This is a genomic window from Pseudomonas sp. FP215, assembly GCF_030687795.1.
Lineage (GTDB): Bacteria > Pseudomonadota > Gammaproteobacteria > Pseudomonadales > Pseudomonadaceae > Aquipseudomonas > Aquipseudomonas salmasensis.
The window spans coordinates 230,686-254,645 of sequence record NZ_CP117447.1 but is presented as its reverse complement, the minus strand read 5'-3'; the positions used below and the strand labels follow the sequence as shown (position 1 = coordinate 254,645).

At 54.1% G+C, this 23,960-nt stretch carries 18 protein-coding genes and 1 tRNA gene; 3 read left to right on the top strand and 16 right to left on the bottom strand.

What is annotated here, in order from left to right:
- Nucleotides 1-114: 114 nt before the first annotated feature.
- The 3 genes from PSH76_RS01055 to dibA all read right to left on the bottom strand — a co-directional run bounded on the left by PSH76_RS01055 (nt 115) and on the right by dibA (nt 3,669).
- Nucleotides 115-1,125, bottom strand: coding sequence for a sulfate ABC transporter substrate-binding protein (locus tag PSH76_RS01055; RefSeq protein ID WP_305493468.1), 1,011 nt, complete (start codon nt 1,123-1,125; stop codon nt 115-117).
- A 148-nt stretch (nt 1,126-1,273) separates the two neighbouring features.
- Nucleotides 1,274-1,456, bottom strand: coding sequence for a sulfur starvation response protein OscA (oscA, locus tag PSH76_RS01050; protein ID WP_010565387.1), 183 nt, complete (start codon nt 1,454-1,456; stop codon nt 1,274-1,276).
- A gap of 296 nt (nt 1,457-1,752) precedes the next feature.
- Complete coding sequence (gene dibA, locus PSH76_RS01045) at nt 1,753-3,669, bottom strand: phosphodiesterase DibA (protein WP_305493467.1); 1,917 nt, start codon at nt 3,667-3,669, stop codon at nt 1,753-1,755.
- 166 nt (nt 3,670-3,835) lie between these two features.
- On the opposite strand from dibA, the gene desA reads away from it, so the two are divergent.
- Together desA and PSH76_RS01035 are read left to right on the top strand one after the other, a co-directional pair.
- Nucleotides 3,836-5,020, top strand: a complete 1,185-nt coding sequence (gene desA / locus PSH76_RS01040) for a delta-9 fatty acid desaturase DesA (protein ID WP_032894197.1) — start codon at nt 3,836-3,838, stop codon at nt 5,018-5,020.
- Nucleotides 5,021-5,208: 188 nt separating this feature from the next.
- Nucleotides 5,209-6,210 (top strand): sensor domain-containing diguanylate cyclase, encoded by a 1,002-nt coding sequence (locus PSH76_RS01035; RefSeq protein WP_305493466.1) that lies wholly within the window; start codon nt 5,209-5,211, stop codon nt 6,208-6,210.
- 127 nt (nt 6,211-6,337) lie between these two features.
- Here PSH76_RS01035 and PSH76_RS01025 read toward each other — a convergent pair whose 3' ends face one another.
- The 11 genes from PSH76_RS01025 to PSH76_RS00975 form a co-directional block, all read right to left on the bottom strand.
- Complete coding sequence (locus tag PSH76_RS01025) at nt 6,338-7,540, bottom strand: HDOD domain-containing protein (protein ID WP_305493465.1); 1,203 nt, start codon at nt 7,538-7,540, stop codon at nt 6,338-6,340.
- A gap of 117 nt (nt 7,541-7,657) precedes the next feature.
- Nucleotides 7,658-8,935, bottom strand: a complete 1,278-nt coding sequence (gene gabT / locus PSH76_RS01020; protein WP_014716416.1) for a 4-aminobutyrate--2-oxoglutarate transaminase — start codon at nt 8,933-8,935, stop codon at nt 7,658-7,660.
- 177 nt (nt 8,936-9,112) lie between these two features.
- Nucleotides 9,113-10,555: an NADP-dependent succinate-semialdehyde dehydrogenase gene (gene gabD / locus PSH76_RS01015; RefSeq protein WP_032894202.1), complete on the bottom strand. Its 1,443-nt coding sequence runs from the start codon at nt 10,553-10,555 to the stop codon at nt 9,113-9,115.
- 419 nt (nt 10,556-10,974) lie between these two features.
- Entirely contained in the window at nt 10,975-11,289 is a 315-nt protein-coding gene (locus tag PSH76_RS01010; protein ID WP_003187551.1) for a RebB family R body protein, read from the bottom strand.
- Between the two features lie 50 nt (nt 11,290-11,339).
- Nucleotides 11,340-11,654, bottom strand: coding sequence for a RebB family R body protein (locus tag PSH76_RS01005; protein WP_003187550.1), 315 nt, complete (start codon nt 11,652-11,654; stop codon nt 11,340-11,342).
- Nucleotides 11,655-11,733: 79 nt separating this feature from the next.
- Nucleotides 11,734-12,057 (bottom strand): hypothetical protein, encoded by a 324-nt coding sequence (locus tag PSH76_RS01000; RefSeq protein WP_305493464.1) that lies wholly within the window; start codon nt 12,055-12,057, stop codon nt 11,734-11,736.
- 40 nt (nt 12,058-12,097) lie between these two features.
- Nucleotides 12,098-12,730 carry a hypothetical protein gene (locus PSH76_RS00995; RefSeq protein WP_186607966.1) on the bottom strand — a complete coding sequence of 211 codons (633 nt, stop codon included), beginning with the start codon at nt 12,728-12,730 and terminating at the stop codon, nt 12,098-12,100.
- Nucleotides 12,731-12,812: 82 nt separating this feature from the next.
- Nucleotides 12,813-13,385: a hypothetical protein gene (locus PSH76_RS00990; protein ID WP_305493463.1), complete on the bottom strand. Its 573-nt coding sequence runs from the start codon at nt 13,383-13,385 to the stop codon at nt 12,813-12,815.
- Nucleotides 13,386-13,403: 18 nt separating this feature from the next.
- A complete protein-coding gene (locus PSH76_RS00985; RefSeq protein ID WP_003187543.1) occupies nt 13,404-13,631 on the bottom strand; it encodes a RebB family R body protein in 228 nt (75 codons plus the stop codon).
- A gap of 103 nt (nt 13,632-13,734) precedes the next feature.
- The gene (locus PSH76_RS00980) at nt 13,735-14,277 is read right to left on the bottom strand and encodes an RNA polymerase sigma factor (protein WP_305493462.1); all 543 of its coding nucleotides are present in this window, start codon (nt 14,275-14,277) and stop codon (nt 13,735-13,737) included.
- A gap of 87 nt (nt 14,278-14,364) precedes the next feature.
- Nucleotides 14,365-15,081, bottom strand: coding sequence for a Crp/Fnr family transcriptional regulator (locus tag PSH76_RS00975; protein WP_305493461.1), 717 nt, complete (start codon nt 15,079-15,081; stop codon nt 14,365-14,367).
- A gap of 195 nt (nt 15,082-15,276) precedes the next feature.
- Here PSH76_RS00975 and PSH76_RS00970 point away from each other — a divergent pair.
- Nucleotides 15,277-15,353 (top strand) — tRNA-Arg (locus PSH76_RS00970).
- A 754-nt stretch (nt 15,354-16,107) separates the two neighbouring features.
- Here PSH76_RS00970 and PSH76_RS00960 read toward each other — a convergent pair.
- On the bottom strand, nt 16,108-17,979 hold the full coding sequence (locus PSH76_RS00960; protein ID WP_305493460.1) for a hypothetical protein: 1,872 nt from the start codon (nt 17,977-17,979) through the stop codon (nt 16,108-16,110).
- A complete protein-coding gene (locus PSH76_RS00955) occupies nt 17,980-23,790 on the bottom strand; it encodes a hypothetical protein (protein ID WP_305493459.1) in 5,811 nt (1,936 codons plus the stop codon).
- Nucleotides 23,791-23,960: the final 170 nt, after the last annotated feature.

Here is a 23,960-nt window from a genome sequence, read left to right as displayed (position 1 = left end):
CTGTAGGAGCGAGCTTGCTCGCGAAGATCGTCAACGATAACGCGGGCAGTCTGTTTGCACGCGGTGCCTTGAAGTTTTTCGCGAGCAAGCTCGCTCCTACAGTGATCCGTGTAGTTATTGCGCCGTGTAGATCTGGTCGAACACACCACCATCATTGAAGAATTTCGGTTGGGCAGTTTTCCAGCCGCCGAAGTCTTTGTCGATAGTTACCAGGTCCAGTTTCGGGAACTGCTGGGCGTATTTGGCGGCGACTTTTTCATCCCGTGGGCGGTAGAAGTTCTTCGCCGCAATCTCCTGGCCCGCCGGGCTGTACAGGTGGTTGAGGTACGCGGTGGCGATCTCGGTGTTGCCCTTTTTCTCGGCGTTCTTGTCCACCACCGCCACAGGCGGCTCCGCCAGGATCGACAGGGACGGCACGACGATGTCGAATTTGTCGGCGCCGCCGTCTTCCTTCAAGGCCAGGAACGCCTCGTTTTCCCATGCCAGCAGCACGTCACCCTGGCCGTTGTTGACGAAGGTAATGGTAGAACCGCGCGCGCCGGTGTCCAGTATCGGCACGTGCTTGAACAGCTCTTTGACGTATTCCTGGGCCTTGGCTTCACTGCCGCCGGCCTTGAGGCCGTAGGCCCAGGCGGCGAGGAAGTTCCAGCGCGCACCGCCGGAGGTTTTCGGGTTGGGCGTGATCACCGACACGTCTTTCTTGATCAGGTCGCCCCAGTCCTTGATGCCCTTGGGGTTGCCCTTGCGCACCAGGAACACAATGGTGGAGGTGTACGGCGTGCTGGCGTCCGGCAGGCGGGTCTGCCAGTTCTCCGGCAGGGTCTTGCCCAGCTTGGCGATTTCGTCGATGTCGCCGGCCAGGGCCAGGGTGACAACGTCGGCGCGCAGGCCATCGATCACCGCCCGGCCTTGCTTGCCCGAGCCACCGTGGGACTGCTGGATCTTGACGTTGTCGCCGGGGTGGGAATGTTTCCAGAAGCTGGTGAACTCAGCGTTGTAGTCCTGGTAGAGCTCACGAGTGGGGTCGTACGAAACGTTGAGCAACTCGTAGTCCTTGGCAACGGCGGAACCGGCAAACACGGCACTGGCCAATGCGGCCAAGGCATAACGGCGAATCGACGACATAGAAGCTCCTGAAATTCTTGTATGTTGGCGCAACCCTGTAGGAGCGAGCTTGCTCGCGAAAAACCCAGGAGCACCGCGTTAAACCTGATGCGCTGCGTTATCGTTGGCGTTTTTCGCGAGCAAGCTCGCTCCTACTGGTGACGTGTTCTTAGGCGGGTTTGTTGCCCGGGTTCTGCAGACGGAATTTTTCCTTGCGTTCGATCTGTACCACTTGGGCGTTGTGCACGGTGATTTCCACCGCGCCAAACCGCAGGTCGCGCAGGGCGCTCTGGATTTCACGCAAAATGGCTGCTTCGTCCTGGCCGTCAACGCTACGTAGAGATGCGCTCATGGTCTCGCTCCTGAAATGAGTAGTGCCTGGCAGTGGCGGCACTGCTTGCGGCGTGAGGGCGATAGTAGATAAGCGCGGATATTCTTAAAAATACTATTTAAGAATGTTTATATAACCAGAAAGAATTTTCTGATAGGGCATGGGGTTGCAAGGGTTTCGGCAGAAAAAACGCACACACACCGGCGCCGCAGAACCTCTGTGGGAGCTGGCTTGCCTGCGAAAGCGGTGGTGCAGTTACAGATGCAGTGACTGACACGCCGCCTTCGCGGGCAAGCCCGGCTCCCACATTGACCGAGTCAGTCCTGGCGGATCAGAGGTGCTCGGGCCCAGTCGATTTCATCAGCCGGCATGGGCCGCCCAAACCAATACCCCTGGCCCATGTCGCATTCCTGATCCAGCAGGAACCGCGCCTGTTCCACCTGCTCGATCCCTTCGGCGTGCACCTGCATGCCCATGCTTTTGGCCAGGGCGATCACCACGCGCACAATCGCCGCATCGTCTTCGTCCCACGGCAAGCCCGCCACAAAGCCCTGGTCGATCTTGAGCTTCTGCACCGGCAGGCGTTTGAGGCGCAGCAATGAGGAATAACCGGTGCCAAAGTCGTCGATGGCCAGGCGCAGGCCCAGTTCGCGCAGGCGGTGCAGTTGCTCCAGGGCGACTTCCGGGTCGTCCATCACGGCGCTCTCGGTGACTTCCAGCTCCAGGAAGGCCGGATCCAGCCCAGTGGTGTGCAGCACTTGGGCCACTTGCTCATACAGCTCGCGCCGGGCAAACAGGCGGCTGGAGACATTGATTGCGATAAAGCTCAGCGGCGCGCCGTCGGCCAGCCATTGGCACATCTGACGGCAGGCCTGGTCCATCACCCATGCATCGATGTCGGCAATCAGCCCGGTGCGCTCGGCGATGGGGATGAACTCGCCCGGCGGGACCAGGCCGCGTTCCGGGTGCTGCCAGCGCACCAGTGCTTCAACGCCGACCAAACGGCTGTCGTGCAGGTCGTGCACCGGCTGGTAATACACGCGCAGCTCATGTTGATCGAGGGCGCGGCGCAGCTCACCGGCGATTTCCACTCGGTGTTGGGCATGGGCGGTCAGCTCTTCGGTATACAACGCGTAACCTTCGCGCCCGGCGCTCTTGGCTTTGAACAAGGCGGAATCGGCGTTGCGCAGCAGTTGCTCGGCGCTCAAGGCGTCACTGGGGAACAGGCTGATACCGATACTGGCGCTGATAAACAGCTGGTTGCCGTCAAAAATGAACGGATCCTTCATGGCGTTGAGCATGCGCTGCGCCAAGGCCGCCGCTTGCACCACCTGTGGGCAACTTTCGGCCAGCACGGCAAATTCGTCGCCCCCCAGGCGCGCCAGGGTCACCCCCGGCCCAAACAGGCCGCTGAGGCGTTCGGCCACCAGCTTGAGCAATTGATCGCCGACGTTATGGCCCAGGCTGTCGTTGATGATCTTGAAGTGGTCCAGGTCCATCAACAGCAGGGCGCAGCCACGCTTATGCACCTGCGCTGAGGCCAGGGCCTGCTCGGCGCGATCGGTAAACAACAGGCGGTTGGGCAGGTCGGTGAGCGGGTCGTGATGGGCCAGGTGCGCCAATTCGTGCTCGGAGTTCTTCATGGCGCTGATGTCCGAGAACACCGCAACGTAGTGGCTGACCTTGCCCTGGTCATCGTGAATCACGCGGATGGTTTGCCACTGGGGGTAAACCTCGCCGCTTTTACGTCGGTTCCAGATTTCGCCGCTCCACTCGCCGGTGCTTTCCAGGGCCTGGAACATTTGCTGGTAGAAATGCGCCGAGTGGCGCCCGGACTTGAACAGGCTTGGGCGTTGGCCCATCACGTCTTCGCATTGGTAGCCGGTGATCTCCATGAACGCGCGGTTGACGTGCACGATCAGCCCCTGGGTATCGGTGACCAGCACCCCTTCACGGGTGCAATCGAACACCGCAGCGGCTTGGCGCAGGCGCTCGCGGTTCTCTTTCAGGGGTTGTTGCAACGCGTGGGCACGGGCAAAACGCCGGCCTATCCAGTAAATGAGCAACGCGCTGAGGCTGACCCACACATAACCGCGCGCCTGCAGCCAGCGCCCCAGCTCCAAGGGTTCATCGATAAAGTTGATTAATAGGTAATGGCTGAGCTGGAGCCAAAGGATGGAAACCAGCAGGTACACCAACCCCGCACGTAGGGCACCTCGGTATGAAAACAGCATATGCTTAGTAATCCTTACTAAATAACCAGAATCGCCCTACAAAGACTCCGGATTATAGAGTAGGAAACACTTTGTAAGTCTTATATGAAACGGTGACTGGTTTTATCTGCAAAGGAAGTGATAATGCGGGTGCTGTTTTTCACTTTATCTGAGGGCCATACAGCCTATGTGGTACAACGGTTTTCTTGATCTGTCCGCCTGGCAACTGGTGGCAGTCACGCTGTTGATGACCCACGTGACCATCATTGGGGTCACTGTCTATCTGCACCGTTATTCGGCCCATCGCTCGCTTGAGCTCAATGCCGGCCTTAAACACTTCTTCCGCTTCTGGCTGTGGCTGACCACGGCGCAGAACACCCGCGAGTGGACCGCCATCCACCGCAAACATCACGCTAAATGCGAAACCGTCGATGACCCGCACAGCCCGGTGATCAAGGGCTTGTCCACCGTGCTGCGCAAAGGTGCCGAGTTGTACCGCGCCGAGGCGGAAAACCCCGAGACCCTGCGCATCTACGGCAAGAACTGCCCGGACGACTGGATCGAACGCAAGCTTTACACGCGCTACCCGCTGCTGGGCGTGGCGCTGATGGGCGTGATCGACCTGCTGCTGTTCGGCACCATCGGTATCACCATCTGGGCGATCCAGATGATGTGGATCCCGTTCTGGGCCGCCGGCGTGATCAATGGCCTGGGGCATGCCGTGGGCTATCGCAACTTCGAATGCCGTGACGCCGCCACCAACCTGGTGCCGTGGGGCATCATCGTCGGCGGCGAAGAGCTGCACAATAACCACCACACCTACCCCAACTCGGCGAAGCTGTCGGTGAAGAAGTGGGAGTTCGACCTGGGTTGGGCCTGGATCAAAGTGTTTAGCTTCCTGCGCCTGGCCAAGGTGCAGCGGGTGGCGCCCATCGCCCACCGCGTCGAAGGCAAGGGCAGCCTGGACATGGACACCGCCATGGCGATCCTCAACAACCGCTTCCAGATCATGGCCCAATACCGCAAGTTGGTGATTGGCCCGCTGGTCAAGCAGGAGCTGGAGAAGGTCGATCATTCGGTACGCCACCAGTTCCACCGCGCCAAGCGCCTGCTGTCGCGGGAAACCAGCTTGCTGGAAGACCGCCACCACCTGCGCATCCAGAGCATGCTGGAACATAGCCATGCCCTGACCGTGATCTACGAAAAGCGCCTGGCGTTGCAGCAGATCTGGCTCAAGACCAGTTCCAACGGCCACGATATGCTGGCCGCGATCAAGGAATGGGTGCATGAAGCCGAGGCCAGCGGCATCCAATCCCTGCGCGATTTTGCCCACCAGTTGAAGACTTACTCGCTGCGTCCTACAGCGGCGTAAGGGCGCCGTGGGAGGGCTCGCCCTCCCACGCACTGGCTTTTTGGCGTCATTTTCCGGGCACCGTCAATCCACGCCGTTCACGGAACTTCACCGCAATTCCCCTCTCTCAAAGAACACTTCGCCATCATGGTGACCCCTTGTAGTGACCGCTTTTGCACCCTGCGGCGCGCCCAGAGAGAGTTGTACCGATGGTTCACGAAAAGCCCAGCCTGCCCGATGTGCCCACCGCAGAGCCGCCGCGCCCGGCCGCGGCGGCGACCCTGTTGGCGCTTATGCATGCTCAAGGTGAAGTCGAGCGGCTGAGTGAGCGTGAGCAACTGCTCAGCTCCCTGCTGGTCAGCGTGAACGCCGTGCTCTGGGCCATCGATTGGGAAACACGCCGCGTGTTGTATGTGAGCCCGGCCTACGAGCGCCTGTTTGGCCGCTCCGCCGGCCTGCTGCTGGCGGACCACCGTGAATGGCGCAACAGCGTCCACCCCGAAGACCTCGACTACGCCGAACACAGCCTGGCCCGCGTGCTGGAACAAGGTGCCGTGGAGGACCGCGAGTACCGCATCATCACCGCTGACGGGCAGATCCGCTGGTTGAGCGACAAGTGCTACATCAACCAGCAGGTGGTGCCCGGTGAAGCGCTGATCGTGGTGGGCATCGCCGAAGACATCACCGAAAAGAAGCAACTTGAGCTGGAACTGCATCGCCTCGCCACCACCGACGTACTGACCCAAAGCAGCAACCGCCGACACTTCTTCGAACTCGCCAACCAGGCGTTCGACAACGCCTGCGCGCAAGGCACCCCGCTGGCGTTCCTGTTGCTGGACATCGATGATTTCAAAGACATCAACGACACCTACGGCCACCTGGAGGGCGACCAGGTGCTGCGGCGCATCGCCGAGAGCGGTCGCGGGGTATTGCGCCGTGGCGACCTGTTCGGGCGCGTTGGCGGCGAAGAATTTGCTGCTGTGCTGCCGGGTTGCCCACCGGAGATGGCCCTGCAGGTGGCCGAACGGTTGGGCAAGGAGATTCAGGCGTTGGTGTTCAGTTGCGAGGGGCATGAATTCAATGTGACCGTCAGCCAGGGCCTGGCCGGCCTGCGCGAAGATGACTCCACCCTCGATAGCCTGTTTGCCCGGGCGGATGCGGCGATGTACGAGGCCAAGCGCCAGGGCAAGAACCGCGTTATCGCCGGTTAACACACCCTTTTGTAGGAGCGAGCTTGCTCGCGAAAAACTCACAGGCGCCGCGTTTATTCAGGAAGCCTGCGTTATCGTTGACGTTTTTCGCGAGCAAGCTCGCTCCTACAGTTGTTCGGTGGGTGTTTCAGGTTTTGCGTACTCGGGTGAGTTCCGGCAAGCCTACCTTGAGCAGCCGCGCGGTCTTGCTGCCGGCCAGTTCTTCGAGCCCTTCGTGCTCGGTCAGCCGCGCCATTTGCACCGCCAAGTTCACCACCAGGGCTTCGCGCGAATACACCCCGCCTTCCAGTGAATAGATCCCCGCGATCAACTGCCGCAACTCCAGCGGCAAGCGCCAACGTGTGCGCAATGCCGAACCGTAGGCGGCGCCAAAGGCGTCGAGGGATTCGCCGATGGTTTGGTCATCCAGGGCGCCGCCGCCCTGGCGCCAGTCTTCCAGGCAGCGCAACAAGGCCAGGTCGCCCAGGCGGTGCAGGATGCAGGCGCTGTAGCAGCGCTGGTGATCAAGCTCCAGCATGCGCGCCAGGCGCCGGGCGTAGTCGGCGCTGTCTTGGGACAATTGCCAGTGACGCTCGGCGTAGGCCACCAGCCCAGGGTCGCCCAACACCACGTTGTGCTTGAGCGCCAGGCCGAGGATGAGGTTCATGCTCTGGCCGGGCACCAATTTATGCAGGGCCTCTGGCAGGGTCTGCACCGGCGTGCCGTGGTAGCCGGCGCTGTTGGCGGCGGCGATCAGTACGGCGGTGATTTGCGGGTCGCTGTGCACCTGGTCTTCCAACTGCTTGAGGTCCAGGCCTTCGGGGCCGAGGCTGCGTTGCACGGCGGCTTTCACATCCACGCGCAGCGGCGCCCCATCGCAGACCTCGCGGCGTCGCTTCAGAAAGGCGGGCAAGGTCATGCCCGGCGCCAGCGGTGGGATTTCGCAGTACACGCTTTCGCCTTCGTTGAGCAGCAGGTCTTGCAGGCGCTGGGTCAGGCTTTCCATGTTCAGCGGGCGGGTGAGGTAGGCGGTGGGTGCCAGGGGCAAGGCTTCGCGCACGCTGGCGCTGTCGTTGCGACTGCTCAGCAAGATAAACGGCAGCGAGCGACGCTTCTGGCGCACGCTGCGCAACAGGCTCAGGCCATCCACGCCCGGCAGCTCCCAATCGGCCAGGATCAGGTCATAGGTTTTTTCGCTCAACAGCGTGGCGGCGTGTTGCCCATCGGCGCACACATCCAGCCGTGCGTCACAGCGCACATTCAACAGCACTTGCTTGAGCAGGTCCCGCGACCAAGGGTCTGCTTCAGCGATTAACACTCGGGGTACAGCGGGTAAATCAACAGCAGTCATCCAGCACGCTCCATCGGCAATGCTTGCACCTTAGACAATGCAGGCGCGTGCGTACAATGAAGCAGGCACAAAAAAACCGCCGAAGCGGTTTTTTTGTGTTTCGTAGGAACGGGCGTGTCAGAGTTCGGAGAAGCACTCTTCGATAATCGCCAGGCCTTTGTCCAACTGCTCGTCCGGCGAGGTCAGGGGCACCAGTACGCGCAATACGTTGCCGTAGGTACCGCAGGACAGCAGGATCAGGCCCTTGTCACGTGCCTTGGCCACCACGGAAGCAACAGCGGCAGCGTTTGGCTTATGGGTGTCGCCGTCTTCGAACAGCTCGACCGCGATCATCGCGCCCAGGGCACGCACTTCGCCGATCACCGGGTACTTGGCCTGGATGGCCTTGAGGCCGGTCACCAGGCGCTCGCCCACGGCCTTGCAGCGGTCCAGCAGGTGCTCTTCTTCGAACACTTCCATCACCGCCAGGGCCGCGGCGCAGGCGATCGGGCTACCGGCATAGGTGCCGCCCAGGCCGCCTGGGGCGATGGCGTCCATGTATTCGGCCTTGCCGCACACACCGGCCAGCGGGAAGCCGCCCGCGATGGATTTGGCAAAGGTGGTCAGGTCGGCGGCAACGCCCATCTGTTCCATGGCGAAGAAGGTACCGGTACGGCCAGCACCGGTTTGCACTTCGTCGGCGATCAGCAGGATACCGTGCTTGTCGCACAGTTCGCGCAGGCGCTTCATGAAGGCTTTTGGCGCGACGTAGAAACCGCCCTCGCCCTGCACCGGCTCGATGATGATGGCGGCGATATCACGCGGCTCGGCATCGTTTTTGAAGATACGCTCGATGCTGGCGATGGAGTCGTCGACGCTCACACCGTGCAGTTCGTTGGGGTACAGCGCACGGAACACGCCGCCTGGCATCAGGCCCATGCCGGCCGAGTAAGGCACCACCTTACCGGTGAGGCCCAGGGTCATCATGGTACGGCCGTGGTAAGCACCGGTGAAGGCGATTACACCGGCACGGCCCGTGGCGGCGCGGGCGATTTTCACGGCGTTTTCTACCGCTTCGGAACCGGTAGTGACCAGCAGGGTTTTCTTGGCGAAATCACCCGGCACTTTGGCGGCGACTTTTTCGCACACTTCTACGTAGGGCTCGTAGGCCAGCACCTGGAAGCAGGTGTGGGTCAGCTTGTTCAACTGCTCGGTCACGGCCGCGATGATTTTGGGGTGCACGTGGCCGGTGTTCAGCACGGCGATACCGCCGGCGAAGTCGATGAACTCGCGACCTTCAACGTCGGTCACGGTGGCGTTCTTCGCGGAGTCGGCGAAGATCGGGTGAATCTGGCCAACACCGCGCGGTACAGCGGCTTCGCGGCGTTTCATCAGGGATGCGTTGGTCTTGCTCATAAAGTCCTCATTCGCCGCTCATCGGGCGGCGTGGCTCAAGGATAGGTGGCGGGGAGGCAACTACGGCAGCATGCGATGATCGACTGCCACAGCTTTCCCGGCCACTGCGAATAACCATGTGAAACACGCAAGGGGGCAGCGCTCTCGTGCCCTCTGCGTTTGCTGCAATCCCGTGCCTTAGATGCCCAGGCAGAGGTATTTGATTTCCAGGTAGTCCTCGATCCCGTACTTGGAGCCTTCACGGCCCAGGCCCGAGGCCTTGATGCCGCCGAACGGCGCCACTTCGTTGGAGATCAACCCGGTGTTGACGCCGACCATGCCGTATTCCAGGGCCTCGGCCACGCGGAACACACGGCCCAGGTCGCGGGCGTAGAAGTAGGAGGCCAGGCCGAACTCGGTGTCGTTGGACATGGCGATCACTTCGGCTTCGTCTTTGAAGCGGAACAGTGGCGCCAGCGGGCCGAAGGTTTCTTCCTTGGCGACGGCGGCGTTTTTCGGCACGTCGACCAGGATGGTCGGTTCGAAGAAGTTGCCTTCCATCACCTTGCCACCGGCCAACAGCTTGGCGCCTTTGCTCAGGGCATCAGCGATATGTTCCTGCACCTTGGCCACGGCTTTTTCGTCGATCAGCGGGCCGGTGGTGGTGCCGTCTTCCAGGCCGTTGCCGATCTTCAGTTTGGTCACCGCCACCTTGAGCTTTTCAGCGAAGGCGTCGTACACCGAATCCTGGATGTACAGGCGGTTAGCGCAGACGCAGGTCTGGCCGTTGTTGCGGTACTTGGAGATGATCGCGCCTTCGACGGCCTTATCCAGGTCGGCGTCGTCGAACACGATGAACGGTGCGTTACCGCCCAGCTCCAGGGAAACTTTCTTGATGTCCTTGGCGCATTCGGCCATCAGCTGGCGACCAATTTCGGTCGAGCCGGTGAAGGACAATTTACGCACGATCGGGTTGCTGGTCAGCTCGCCGCCGATGTCGCCAGCGCTGCCGGTGACTACGCTGAGCACGCCTTTAGGGATACCGGCGCGGTGCGCCAGCTCAACCAGGGCCAGGGCCGAGAACGGAGTTTGCGAGGCGGGCTTGATCACCATGGTGCAACCGGCGGCCAGGGCCGGGCCGGCTTTGCGGGTGATCATCGCCGCAGGGAAGTTCCACGGGGTGATGGCTGCGGTCACGCCGATAGGCTGCTTGATCACGATCAGGCGCTTGTCGGGCTGGTGGCCGGGGATCACGTCGCCGTAGATGCGCTTGGCTTCTTCGGCAAACCACTCGATAAAGGACGCGGCGTAGACGATTTCGCCCTTGGCTTCGGCCAGCGGCTTGCCTTGTTCGAGGGTCATCAGGCGGCCGAGGTCGTCCTGGTTTTCGATCAGCAGCTCATACCAACGGCGCAGCTTGTTGGCGCGCTCCTTGGCGGTGAGTGCGCGCCAGGCTGGCAGAGCCTTGTCGGCGGCTTCGATGGCGCGGCGGGTTTCCGCGGCGCCCATCTTCGGCACGGTGCCGAGAATCTCGCCCGTGGCCGGGTTGTTGACCTTGATGGTTTGACCATTGTCCGCATCGACCCAAGCGCCATCGATAAAGGCTTGCTGGCGGAACAACTGGGTGTCTTTAAGCTGCATGTCGGCTTTCCTTAACAGCACCGCGCGCACGCGGAGCGAATTAGAGTTGTTGAAAGGCGCCTTGTGGGCGATGTCTTTGTAGGAGCGAGCTTGCTGGCGAAAAATTCAAAGGCGTCGCGTAAAACCAGAAGCGCGACGTCATCGTTAACGATTTTCGCAAGCAAGCTCGCTCCTACATGGCATCAGCCTGGGCTGTCGTCAGGGAAATCAGTCCAGCACGCCAGGATAGGTGAAAAGCGCACGGGAGACAGAGCGTTTGAAATCTCAAACGAATCCTAGGATCAATGGGGGTACAGGGCAATAGTCTGTTCGAAAAAAAGAACGATTATGGCGCATCGGGCTCATCTTTCGGATCAAACGCATACACGGCAACAGCCCCGGGGCCTTGTGGGCGCCGGGGCTGTTGGGGGCTTTGCAGCTTAAGGTTGGAACGACTTGAGCACGGCCAGCAGGCTGGTCAAGTTGTCGGCCACGCCGCCCTGGGCGACTTTTTCGGTGGCGGCGGCGCCAGCGGTGGTGTCGACGCTGTAGATCTGCATCACGCCCTGGTTGGTGGCCGCCTGGGCCAGGGTGTTTTGCTGCTGCTGGGCCGAGACCGAGTTCTGGAACAGAATCGCCGTGGCCTGGCCCATGGATTGGTAGATGGTGCTCATGGCCATTGCGGGTGATTCGGCAACCACCTTGACGTTGGTCTGGGTGACGGCATCGGTGATTTGCGGGCTGACTGTACTCATGGTTGAAACTCCTGGGTTGAGAAAGAACAACATCCGTTATTGCTCAGTGCTTAAGGCTGGAACGACTTGAGCACGGTCAACAGGCTGGTGAGGTTATCCGACACGCCGCCCTGGGCGACTTTCTCGGTGGCCGCCGCACCTGCGGTGGTATCGACGCTGTAGATCTGCATCACGCCCTGGTTGGTGGCCGCCTGGGCCAGGGTGTTTTGCTGCTGCTGGGCCGACACCGCGTTCTGGAACAGAATCGCCGTGGCCTGCGCCATGGATTGATAGATAGTGCTCATCGCCATCGCAGGCGATTCGGCCACCACTTTGACGTTGGTCTGGGTGACCGCGTCGGTAATTTGCTCGTTGACTAATGGCATGATCAATTTCCTTATTTAGTACACGGTGCATTCCGTGTTCATCAATGAACGTTGCGAAACAGGCGCTGTGAAACCTGGTTTAGGGTTTCGCCGCCGGATCCAATGCCGCTTCAATCTGGGCGATCAACCCTTGGATCAGTGCCTGCACTTCCTTGCGTTGCGCGTCCTGGTCGGGAGCTGCGCCGTCCAACACCTGGCGCAGGGCCGCTTCACGTTGCTGGGCAGCGGTCTTGAGTGCTTGTTCGTTGGCCTTCGATTGCGCAAGCACTTCGGTAGCGCGCTTGAGGGTTTCGTCGACGATGGCCTGGGGCGTTCCGGCGAAAATCTGCGGGTTGCGCAGCATCGCTTCGAGCCGTTGGCGGTCGTCGGTGGACAGGACCGAAGGTGTGGAGGGAGGAGCCATGGGGATCTCCTGGGGCATGACGTTGCCGGTTGAAGGGCCGCTAAAGCCGCACCTCGACGTTGTCCTGCCAGAAACCGGAGAAGTGGAAGTCTGTGGCGTTGTCGCAACTCGCGGCCAGTTCCCAGGGGGTCATCACCGTAGAGCGCGTCGTGAAGATCGGCGGCGGAACCTCACTGCCGCTGATGTAAAGGTTGCCAACCTCGTAGGCGTTTGCGACGAACTGCGAACAAAACGAGGCATTGCCGATAGACACCGATTCGTTGATCCGCGGCATAAGACCGGGCTCGTAACCTGACGATTTGAGAATCGACAACAGCGCATTCCATTTACTGTATCGACCCGTAATATCCTTGCTGGCGACGTCGCCATAAAATTGATCCGCGGCATACGCAGCCGCCCACCCCAACTTTGTGTTTTCACAAGAGAAAACCATGGCTCCACGAGGTACGGCCTCAGTTGTCAGGTCGGTTACCTGAATGCCACTCCCTACACTCTCCACAACATGTGTGGCGTCGATCGCAATAGCCGCATGCACCACGGGTACATTCGGATCGCCCGTTCCGAAGATTTTCGCTTTGATCCACTGCCCCGCCACAATGAATGCGCGAGGAATGCTGGTGGACAATTTGTCGTCCACTTGCGCCACAGAAAAAACAATATCTCCAAGCTTCATGATGTCGCTCCTCACTCAAGAAAAGTTGCTTTCAAGTTGCTGTTGCACCGCTCCAGCAGAACGCCGAAGCGCTGTGCTCGGTTCAGGCCGCTGGCGCGGCCCGGTTGGCCAGGGTGCTCGCGTACTTGGCGATGCTCTGGTCGATCTTGTCGATGGCCACACTGGCGGCCTCGGCTTCCATCGCCCCGGCAGCGGCAGCCACGGCGGCAGCGGCGCCTACCAGCAGGTCGGTGGCCAAAGCGCCTAGGGCGTCTTCGGCAGCGGCTGGCAGGTTGTCCTTGACGATGTTCTCGGTCATTTGCTGGAGCAGCACGGCCTGGGCCGCCAGCGCGATCTTGCTGACCCCGTCGAAGTACCCCGCCGCCGCTTGCGCCACCAGCCCGGCCGCCTGGCTAATCATCATGTCGGCCGGCACCGCGATCTGCGCCGGCGCATAGGCAAAGTTCTGCGAATTGGTGAACTGCACCGCCTGCACAATCTGGCTATTGAGCGCCGCCGTGCTGTCGGATGACGGTGCGCTCACCTGGTTGAGCAGGTGCTCGTTCATGCGCGCCATGATCGAGCGCGAGGCCGGTGCAGCGGGCGCCGGTGCCGGTGGATCGGCGGCGGGCGTTGCTTGGGCGGCGGCGGGTTTCTTTTTGCTGAACCACGACATAATCCAACTCCCGAGGGCTCAGCCCTTCTCGCCAATCTGCATGATCAGCGCCACGGCCTTGGAGATCACCGCGTTGGAAATCTGGTTCATCGCCTGCTGGCTGTTGACCGCGTTCTGCAACGACAGGCCCGCCGCGCTGCTGGCCACCTGGTACAGCGACGCGATGGCCTGGGCCGGCGCCTCGGCCACCACCTTGACGTTGGTTTGAGTGACCGCGTCGGTGATCTGGCTGTTGACCTCTGTCATACATCTCTCCTTGATGGCATTCACCCAGGTTTGGGTGTGGATAGCGGCGGCGTGCTGCGCTCATACCACTAGAACGCCCCACGCCAACATGTGTGAATCACCTTCAGCGCAACGCATCGCGCAGCAGTTGCACACGCTTGCGCACCAGCGGCAGCTTCACGTGCAGCTCGGCGGCAATTTGCGGGTAAGGCAGGTCATCGACAAAACGCATCTCGAACAAACGCTGCTGCAACAGCGGTAACCGCGCGACATGCGCCTCCAACTGCTCCAGACGTTCATAACATTCCACCCGCTCCAGCACCGAAGCGCAGGGCGCGGCGAGCGCGGCCAGGTGATCGTGTTCAAGGTCTACCGAATCATCGAACAGCCGCCCCTCACGCTTGCTGCGCCGCAGGCTGTCGAGAAACACATGCTCGAGCACCAGAAACAGAAACCCCTCAGGGTCACGAATGCGCTCCGGCGAGCGCCGAAAAAACAACAGGGCCTTGATCGCCGTGGCCGCCAACCATTCCTGGCCCTGATCCAGATTGCCCTTGGCCCGCCGCAACGCCCGGCGCCTGAGCTCGCCGTGCACAGCGCGCCAACTCGCTTCGAACAAACGGTCATCGGCGGCCCATTGATCCTTGAACTGAACAGTCATCCCCATCGCCAGCACTCCTGTGCATCCTTGATGAAGGGCCAGTCTGCGAGGGCTCGACGGGGGTACGCTGTTACCTGGGGAACACCGCCACAACTAATTCAGCGCAAAAGCCTTGCGCCGTAAATGCTCAACATCATTGATCACCATGCGCTCCAGATCGCCGCTGATCACCCCACTGCGCCGCCACACCTGCAGCTGCACATTCAGCTTGGGCCGGCTGGTGTTCAGCATCGACGCCAACACCCCCTGGCTTGCGGGCAACGACACACTGGGCAAAGCCAACGCCAGGTCGATCTCACCCAGGTTCGCCAACAAAAACCGCGCCAACCGCGACTCCAGCCGATGCAGACATACCAACTCCAACAACTCGATGGCGTGCAGCAACCGCAGCATCATCAGCATCAACAAACGCCGCAGAAACACCGGTTCCTCAAACAACACAGCAAAATGCCGGCTACCCAACTGCAACAAACGCGTAGGCCCGCTGGCAAAAGTGGAAGACACGCGCCCATGATCCTTGATCAACGCCGTCTCCCCCACCACCTGCCCAGCCCCAGTACTACCGATAATCTGCTCGCGCCCATCCGGCCCATGCACCACCGAATAAATCCGGCCCTCCACCACCAATGCAATGAATTCGAGGGTGTCATCCTTGAAATACAACAGCTCACGATCATCCAGCGTGCGCTCCACCATATGGGTTGCAACGTAGCGAAGGAGGTGCTCCGGCATACCTCGAAACAAATCGGAGCGAGCCAGCAGGGTTTGTCTGAGCGGGAGATCGAGCATCACGGTTCCTTTGGAATGCATGCGTTCACCTGAGGAATTGCGGCGTGGAAGCGGTGTAAAGCCACAAGAGCAAAGCAAACAAAGGGACGTGCGGCGCGGGGAGTTGTGAATGAGGGTGGCGATTAGCCATTTTTTGTCGGAAATGGACGACAGGGGTCGGGGCAAATGCCGGAATGGACGCATCAGGTCGACATGGGTATGATGTCGCCCGCACAAGCATCCGTAGCTCAGCTGGATAGAGTACTGCCCTCCGAAGGCAGGGGTCGTGGGTTCGAATCCCGCCGGGTGCACCAGATGTGAAAAGGAAAAGCCTCAGGTCGGGAGATCTGGGGCTTTTTTGTTTTTTGGGTTGAGGGGTGGTGTTGGGAGGGAGTTGAGCGGGGTTTCGATTTGGGCTGTCTGGGATTGCCGCCCCCATTTTCGTCGTGAAAATAAATCTGTCCCCTTTTTCGTAACTCAACAACTCAAAGTCCAATCTTCGATGCGTTTTGAAGCGCTCCAGCATCTACAAGCTCATGCAGCGCACCGATAGCGGCTTTCTCCAGCCCATCAAATTGAGCAGCAGCAACGCGAGCGGTGCACACGTCGCGTGTATGTTATCTGAAGTACAAATATGGGCACGCAGCCGCATAGAAGCTCGCGACCGGGTGGCAGCATGAGAAATCGCGTCGCCAACAAGGCCATTCTGGGGCCCTTCTCCGTGCTCAGAAAAGTCGGGGTTACGCCTCGGCAGATGCAAACTAGCAACTTAATAACTCTTCAAAGATAAAACACAGCCTATTTATGCAGGCTGCTCGTCATAATCCAGAGCAAAGCCAATGCAATAAATACAACGCAGCAAGACTATCATCGCATAACAAGCAAACAACCAGACAAACAAACAGAACACACGCAAAAACAATTAACAAACAAGTTACCGATATGGGTTTTAGAGCCATAACTCGATCAGAGTAACTTTTGAAAACCAATAACAAGAAATGTGGCTATTTAGAAACCAATATAAATAAGGGCTCGAATAGAGCCCTAAATAATATTTTCTACAGGTATTTAACTCCTCATACTGACTGCAATTGGAGCACGAGGAGCGTACATCAACAATTCCAAGACACATGACACCGGAGAGATCAGTGTCTTATTAGTTGATGAAATCGATAGAACCTCAAAGTACCTTTCAATCAGCCCACCCAAAAACTCACGATATTGTTGACAGGTAACGGCCTCGGCAAATGCAGTACTATGAGAACTTTCTTTGCGCACTTCGTATTTCGATAGCACGTTACTCAATTCATCCGCTCCTGAGATTAAACAATTGGGAACGCTACCCATCTCGCCGTACAGAGCTATTAAATGCGCTAAATCAGAGTACCCTAGCAGCCCTGGCCTGATCGAGTAAGGCTTCTTAGCAAACTCCACTAACTTTTTATCCATATCACCTGAGAGACCAGGAAACTTCCAAAAGCAAATATTCAACTCAAAAAAAGCGTAAACCTGCAATAAACTTTCTGGAGCTGTCATCACAGACTGAAGCGCATGAAATGTGTCGTGACTTTCGGCAGCATCGAGTCTCAAAGATAGCAGCTGGAGAAAGGGAAGTATATTTTCACGCTTACCCGACTCGCACACGAAATTTTCGATACGTAATTCTGGTTGAATTTTTTTGCACGAGAGAAAATCCGACAAGAGCTCTGATATTGGCTTCCAACATTCCAAGCTAGTAAAGCACTTAGATACTTGCTGGGGCAGAGCATTAGAACTCAAAAGTTTATTTAGCTTTCTTCTGGCTGCAGCCCATTGATCAGAGTTAGAAAAAACGTCATTCGTAAATTTACAGAAAAGAGTCAGATCCCTGAGCGCAATCCAATACGATCCATTTATTTTATCAGCACCGTACAACACTTCAATCATATTAACCGCGGCATCAAAGTTTTCATCTTGATACAGCATCATCAAAGTTTTTGACCACGTCGGATCAGCGGATTTTGCAATTAAAGATGCCGCCGCCCATGCGAGCATTTCAAAACCGAGTGATCCTTCTTTATTTAATAGAATTGGCTTCCAATCGTGATCCATAACGAAAGCTAGCGCAGTCGGGTAAAAACTGGAGTTGAGCAAGCTAACAAGAGACTTTTTATATGTATTTGATGTATTTATCGGATCAAGCCAGTCTAATAGACGCTTGCAAATCTCAGGCGATCTTTGCTGTAAATACAGAGTTAACCCTCGCCCCCGTTTCCCCGAAACCTCATCCACAAGAAGGTCTACAACCCCCACTACACCACCCGACGATTTAAATAAAACCTCACAGCCGACGACATCAATGTTTTTGGATATTCCTATAGCAACTATTTCTGCAAAACTATAGCCTTTCAACACCTTATTTCTATGACCTTGCCCCCAGTCGGAAGCCAGAAAAGGAGCCTTATTAGACTCCATAGCTTCCCACCTTTCACGCAACACGGTAAGCGAAACAGGCATAGTTACAACAGTTTTAAGATAATGCGAGTGCTCTAAATCTCTAAGAGCAGAACCTATATCCTCTCCAAGCTTGTCAAGTGCTTCATGAAAACGGTGCACTATTAATATAGGTACCCTACCCTGTTTAGTAACCGCAGCACAAGCTAGCTCCAATACGGAACGAGGATCCTGCTCATCAGCAATCTCATCCTCGACTGCCCAGCTCCTGGCCACGCTTTTAGCGAATACCATTTCTGTTTTGAAGTCGGCTGTGTCTAAGCTCGCTATTGCTAATTTGTGAAAATGATCGCCTATGACTTCGTAGATTGCCCGCTCCGAGGTAAGAAACTCAATAACTTGACGCTCACCATTCATAGGCGGGCATACCAACACATAATTACTTCGCTGCAAGATCCAGGTCTTAATAACCTCAATCAAAATAACCTTTTGGGCCGATGGCAACATTTAGCTCGCTCCTTGGGCCAGTTTAGCCAGTTCATGATCAATATTGGCCCACAACCTGCCAGACGATTTACGTAGAGACTCACCTAAAATTGGAATTACAAAATCGATTTCCGGAACGGACTCCGTTTCAATCAATCGAATCAACCCCAGGCTTATACAGATATCCAATCCTCTATCAATTTTTGCTTTAGATATATTGTAGTGAGACACCAAACGACTCTCAGCGGAGCTTATTTTACCCCGGTAGGTTCTATGCCCACTTATAGGACTGTGAAGGTCGGCAAAAGAATAGAGTACCGCTTTAGCTAGAATGGCCTCTTCGCTCTTTTCAATAGATATAGTTGTTCTCAAATCATCTGATCCGGGATCGCCTCCCATATCATCCAACTTAGAGATTCCTGTATCCCTTGCTAAAAGTGCGCGTAGCCCTTCATTTACATCTGCCCGTAGAATATGTGTTTGCTTAGCCCGCGCGAACGTCGCTCCTGCTACGAGCTTCATATAGTAAGGAATACCTGCGCATACCCATATCAGGTGTTCCAAGGTATCTCTCGGAAACTCATATTTAGCTCGAACCTTACGTGGCTCTACTATTTGCCGCGCAGCGTCCTCCAGGACCTTATTTTTGCAAGAAAAAGGGGTCAACTCTAAATGGTCAATACTATTGTAAAATGGCGATTCAGCATCGGTAATAAATATTTGTTTAGCTGCGGAAGAACCGGCGAAAACCAATCCTATATCGCGCCTATCGGTTACTGTATGCCTAATTTGCCAAAGAATATCAATAGCAGTATTTTTTTTAACTCCACCTTCAAAATACATGGCGGCAAAGCGATCAATTTCATCTATCAAAAATATTATACGAGTGCCCGGCTCTCTAAAACTTAGCAATCGATCTGACAGCTCTCCAATAAACGTTCCAGCATCAGAGTCAAACGGGAGATCACGCCCAATAGCCTCGAAATCCTCGTAAAGCTCACGCAACTCCTTATTAGGATTAAATGTGCGCAGACGCCTCCAAATCCACCGATTGAATGACGTACTATCAGCAAACGCTTCGTCAAGAGTCAAATACACAACTAAATTATCTCGATTAACCTTATGCGAAAAGGCGTCCAGGATTCTATAGAGCATTGTAGTTTTCCCAGATCTCCTCGGGCTGGAAATCCAGACGCTACGAACAGTTTTACTTCTAAATAGCGCTTTCTCAATTTTTTGCTCATCGATAACACGCGAAACATAATTATCACCGCGCATATGTACATCAGGAAAATTATCAAACGCATCATCTATTTCATCAGCAGAAAGTGGCTCAAATTCATCATCCCCAAAAATTGAGAACTCAACTGTTTGGCTAAAACTTGAAGACACGCCAGTTAAAGACACAACGGAGCATTCAAGTTCAACACTAAACTTAGATGCAAACTCATCCATCAACTTAAATGATACTGGTAGAGACGAGTCTACAAAGAAGGGACCGCTCAACTTTTCCGTAGAGGTTCCATTTGAAAAGCGTACAGGGCAATTATTTGGCAATTTTAAAGTGATGCTATCAGGGCTATCAACCCGCCTAGGTTCTATTCGTAGCACACTCCGTAAAGTGCCATCGCCATGGCGTTCCAATCCACCTAGTAGAGTCAGTTTGGCAGCGTTTTCACTGTGTGATATTGAATTGCTTAGGACGAGATCGGCAAATATCTGAAAAGGCTTAGCCTGAATACTTTTCTTCAGGTCAAAAAAACCTTGAAGCAAGTCACCATTCCCACTTACGAGTGCATCTTCTGCAACGCTTGCTAATGCCTCAGCTTTTCTTTTCTCTAACTCTATCGGCGGCATAGTTAAGCAATAAGCAAGTGCGCGAGGAGAGTGAAATCTCCAAGCGAGATACATTAAAATTGCACGAGCCTCTGCTTGTTTTTGATCGCCGGCAAATCTCTCCCAAAAAGCCTTGAGACCTATTGTCTCAAAAACATCCACTTCAAAACAAAGCCTGAAGTTATTTTGGTGCATCACCGAAGAGCTCATGTTGGCCTGCAATGACTGCAACGCTTCAAGTGAAGAGTTACCATTATTCTTTTCAAAACTTAGATCATTTATGTAGGCCATATCACGAATTAAGCGAGCAACAAGATCCCCCACGTGTGCTCGCATTGATTTTTCTTGATGCAAATACCTTACTACTGAAGATTTGACCTTCCCGTTTATCATTCTTAGCGTGTAAGAGAGCTCGGTTGTGCTAAGTATATCCACCGCAGATAAAGCCGAACTGACAGCCCAGTTAGCTAGATCCTCGGAAGATGTAAACTTACTCTCTGATAGCTTCGCCAGTGAGCACGTAGCAACTGCATCCCAAGACTTATGATTTATGAGACTTGCGATATCTAACTTTAGAGTCGGACCACTCGTATCTAGAGCATCAGCGACTTGTTTAGCCTTAACCAAGAGAACTTCAAAATTCTCATCCTCAACTTTAATTGATTTTTTTTGAGTAGGTGCTAGCTCTGCGATTTCGGTATGATCAGTTTCCATCGCCTCTGTTTCAACGAAACCTCTCTCTACAAAAACTTGTAGAATCTTATCGACCCCCGCCTTTCCTTCAGAAGATATTCGCTGCCATTGTTCAGCAGTATCAACTAGTATAGATATTAAATTCGAATGCTCCTCAAAAATTTTATCATCATTTCTAATATTCAATAGCAATATCTTTCCGAGCTTTCTGAGCTGAGACACGTACGTGGCTAGTAACGTACGACTCCTACTCAATTCACTGCAAATAGGATCAATTGCCTGCTCAAGATAATACGCAACTAAACCAGAAGATACAGCGCTGGGATAGCGCTCTACGCAATCAAGATGATTAATACAGTCTTGTAGCTGGGCATCAAACTCAGAACCACTTAGGCTTAGAAGCCTTTCTAAAACTTGCACATGCATTCGCTGTTCTTTATAGCGATCTTGGAGTTGTTTCAGAAGCTTGTTTAAACCCATATTATCTGCATCGGCCAACGCTGGACTATGTCCACCGAGCTTGGCAATTTTGTGCAGCAGAAACGTACGCTCCTCCAGCGCCTTACTGCTCTCGTTTATTTCTAGCGCGATAAGTTCAGCATTTGAAAGCGCTTTTTCCGCGAGGCGCCATTGCTGGTTGTCTAAATAAAGTTGAGCGGCTGATAGTGCTTTTGCTAAAGCAGCGTTTTCACTCATCCCCTCAAGCGCTGCTATTCGTTGAGTCAATTCCAGCGTGAGTTCTTCAATGAGCCTTTCAACTTCACGATCCAACGAAGGCGAAACCTCCTCGCTGGTGTCGTTTGCAACTGCGGCGTAACCTTCGAACAGACTATTAGTTGCATAGATATCTAAAAGATACTCAGTCGTACCAAATCCAAATCCTGCAACCAGATCATCAGTATAAATTTCTTCATAGGTTACAGCCACATCCGCAACCTTAGAAAATGCTCTGGGGTGTAGTGCATCAACCTCTTTGAAGTCTGCAATACATGCAAGGTCCGCACTCCAGTTTCGGTTTTGGCATACATAACTATTAGACCTAAATTTTTGCTCTGTCGTCTTGGATTCAAGCCATCCTCGAACGATCGCACAGTCATGCTCAGAGGACTTAAAAACAACTCCAATATTTGACTTTAGTACAACAAGAGGATCAGCTTTACGAAGCTGCGCTTTTTGGGTAACCGATCTATAAATATTAACCCAACCCTGTATTTCTGATAGCTTTAAAGATACTTGATTTCTAATAAATTTATCATATTCAGAATTCTTTTTCAGATGATCTGGAATTTCTGCCTTCCAGCCATCAATATAGTACTCCACTTCAAAATCAGCGATTAAGCCTTCATACCGCGCAAGAAAACCTTTTACTCCATTTGAAGTTAAATCCTCAAGGAGCGGCGCAAATATCTCATCATATGCTGCCTGCCAAATATGGGCATACGTGGTTCTACCCCCTTTCGTTCTAAAATCTAGAATTCCTCTTAATTCCTCTATGAAAGAGTCTAAAGATGTTTTCTCGTCTTGTATTCTTGCATTTCCAATTTGAACACCAGAAACACACAGGGCCAGGGTCTGTGAATTTAATGGCTCTACTGAAGGAGTAGAGACAATATCATAAATAGATTTGAAAAAATTCCTAACAGCCAAACTCGAATGATTATTAGAAATATCTCCAAGAGGGCTGGTACTCCAGTATATGTAAGAATCCATCCCCTGGCTTAGGGACTTCAAATACGCATCCATCTGAGTGAGCGCAACCAAAGTTTTCAGGGAGGGGTGCATCCGTGCTAGTTGCTCTTGCTGCCCAAGTGTAAGCCAGGATAAAGTGCATACGCATTCGGTTATAGTGGATGCATCAGATAAATGTAACTTCCTGCTAATGAGATTGCCAAGCTTTAGAGAAACCGCCTCAAATGTGCGCTGCGCAAGTATGCCCAGCTTTACCCCTAACTCACCAGTAAATAGATAGTACTCCGCCAAAAACAACCAAGCTTCGTTACTTAAGGTAGAATCTTGATAGACGTTCCAACAAAGATTAGAATAATTATATCTTATAGCTTCAATAAATTCTTTTTCAGCTGCAAATCCAGATACAATTTGCTCATACGTTTCAACCAAGTACTCAGCCGAACCCTTGAGATCTTCGTATTTATAAACCGTGTTTGAGGATATGTTTTCCATGGAAACTCTAGAAAGTACCTCTACGTTATCCATCCCCCTTAACATTAGAAACACTTCAGAGTTGAACTCTATTTTATATGAAACATTCTCAAACCACTGAACACTTGAAACGAATGAAAACCTTTCCCTCTGTTTATACTCAACGCTCGCTCCTAACTTTTTTATTTCCAGGTTTAAGCTAGCATCGATTTTATCAAGTAAATCAACCGCGTCTGATTTAACTTCAGAGCAAAGATCCTCTAGAGCTATGGAGCTATCTCTTATCTGTCTCAGGGTCAAAGATGGATCATCTTCGCTTGCCAGGGACTTGATTTTTGATATTAAAATGGTAGAGCTTGCACTATATTTATCAACTTTTTGCTCTAGCTCTTTTAAAGACGCTAAGAACCGTTCTCCAATTTCGCAGCGTTGAGTGATTTGAGCTATAGGTTCTTCTTGATAGGCTAGAGAGGCACCACCTACTTCTGTCAACACATCAAAAAAGCTTTGCTCCAAACGAACAGACTCACTATGCGTCCATTTCGCCTCATACGCCCCAACTAGTAGATGGCTAAAGCCATTCTCTTCTAGGGCCAAAACAAATTTTTTGTAAAATTCCTGGATTGCAAACTCTCCCGGATGAGTTTGTTGTCCGATTATTGAGTCTGTCAACATCTTCCATATAAACAACGACTTGTAACGATTTTCAAGTTTAGAGTTTTCTATAAGCCGAATCAGATCCGGAACCTTGCTAAGTTCGGGTAAATATTTATTTTTTATAGATTTATAAGGAACAAAAAAACCTATCTTTTTTAAATTTTCAAAACCTAAACTGGGGTCGTTTCCTTCAAAATATGCCCATATGATAGCGAGCAATGAAGGATAAGGCTTTTTATCTTGAGTTAGCCAACGACTAAAGAACGATGGATCAACGACCAACTCTGCAAGCTTGTCAATTGCCGAATCTTTAGGGCTCAATGTTACAGCAGACAGGTCCTTAATCAGCGATCTTATTTTTGCACTACTTTTTGGATATCGCTGCCATAAGGTATGTAGAAATTCGCTATCAACTTTGCCTTGCTCCCCCTCGAGAGCTTTTGGGAGCCAAAAATTCAATTGCCCTTTTGATATATTCAAATTCATTATTACATTCCATAGCGTGCATCGCACGACCAGTGCCCATCGTTCCTTCACATCTCTACAAATTCACACTGTAGACCGTTGTATTTTCACCGTGGCGTAACTATAAAAACCTACAAGCACTAATAGGTAATGATTATCATCATCGCCAGTTCTGGCGTGAACGTTTAATC

Bases quoted from the DNA above. Each gene is read 5' to 3' on its own strand.
- PSH76_RS01055 (WP_305493468.1), bottom strand. From the start codon at position 1,125: ATGTCGTCGATTCGCCGTTATGCCTTGGCCGCATTGGCCAGTGCCGTG.
- oscA (WP_010565387.1), bottom strand. From the start codon at position 1,456: ATGAGCGCATCTCTACGTAGCGTTGACGGCCAGGACGAAGCAGCCATT.
- dibA (WP_305493467.1), bottom strand. From the start codon at position 3,669: ATGCTGTTTTCATACCGAGGTGCCCTACGTGCGGGGTTGGTGTACCTG.
- desA (WP_032894197.1), top strand. From the start codon at position 3,836: ATGTGGTACAACGGTTTTCTTGATCTGTCCGCCTGGCAACTGGTGGCA.
- PSH76_RS01035 (WP_305493466.1), top strand. From the start codon at position 5,209: ATGGTTCACGAAAAGCCCAGCCTGCCCGATGTGCCCACCGCAGAGCCG.
- PSH76_RS01025 (WP_305493465.1), bottom strand. From the start codon at position 7,540: ATGACTGCTGTTGATTTACCCGCTGTACCCCGAGTGTTAATCGCTGAA.
- gabT (WP_014716416.1), bottom strand. From the start codon at position 8,935: ATGAGCAAGACCAACGCATCCCTGATGAAACGCCGCGAAGCCGCTGTA.
- gabD (WP_032894202.1), bottom strand. From the start codon at position 10,555: ATGCAGCTTAAAGACACCCAGTTGTTCCGCCAGCAAGCCTTTATCGAT.
- PSH76_RS01010 (WP_003187551.1), bottom strand. From the start codon at position 11,289: ATGAGTACAGTCAGCCCGCAAATCACCGATGCCGTCACCCAGACCAAC.
- PSH76_RS01005 (WP_003187550.1), bottom strand. From the start codon at position 11,654: ATGCCATTAGTCAACGAGCAAATTACCGACGCGGTCACCCAGACCAAC.
- PSH76_RS01000 (WP_305493464.1), bottom strand. From the start codon at position 12,057: ATGGCTCCTCCCTCCACACCTTCGGTCCTGTCCACCGACGACCGCCAA.
- PSH76_RS00995 (WP_186607966.1), bottom strand. From the start codon at position 12,730: ATGAAGCTTGGAGATATTGTTTTTTCTGTGGCGCAAGTGGACGACAAA.
- PSH76_RS00990 (WP_305493463.1), bottom strand. From the start codon at position 13,385: ATGTCGTGGTTCAGCAAAAAGAAACCCGCCGCCGCCCAAGCAACGCCC.
- PSH76_RS00985 (WP_003187543.1), bottom strand. From the start codon at position 13,631: ATGACAGAGGTCAACAGCCAGATCACCGACGCGGTCACTCAAACCAAC.
- PSH76_RS00980 (WP_305493462.1), bottom strand. From the start codon at position 14,277: ATGGGGATGACTGTTCAGTTCAAGGATCAATGGGCCGCCGATGACCGT.
- PSH76_RS00975 (WP_305493461.1), bottom strand. From the start codon at position 15,081: ATGCATTCCAAAGGAACCGTGATGCTCGATCTCCCGCTCAGACAAACC.
- PSH76_RS00960 (WP_305493460.1), bottom strand. From the start codon at position 17,979: ATGTTGCCATCGGCCCAAAAGGTTATTTTGATTGAGGTTATTAAGACC.
- PSH76_RS00955 (WP_305493459.1), bottom strand. From the start codon at position 23,790: ATGAATTTGAATATATCAAAAGGGCAATTGAATTTTTGGCTCCCAAAA.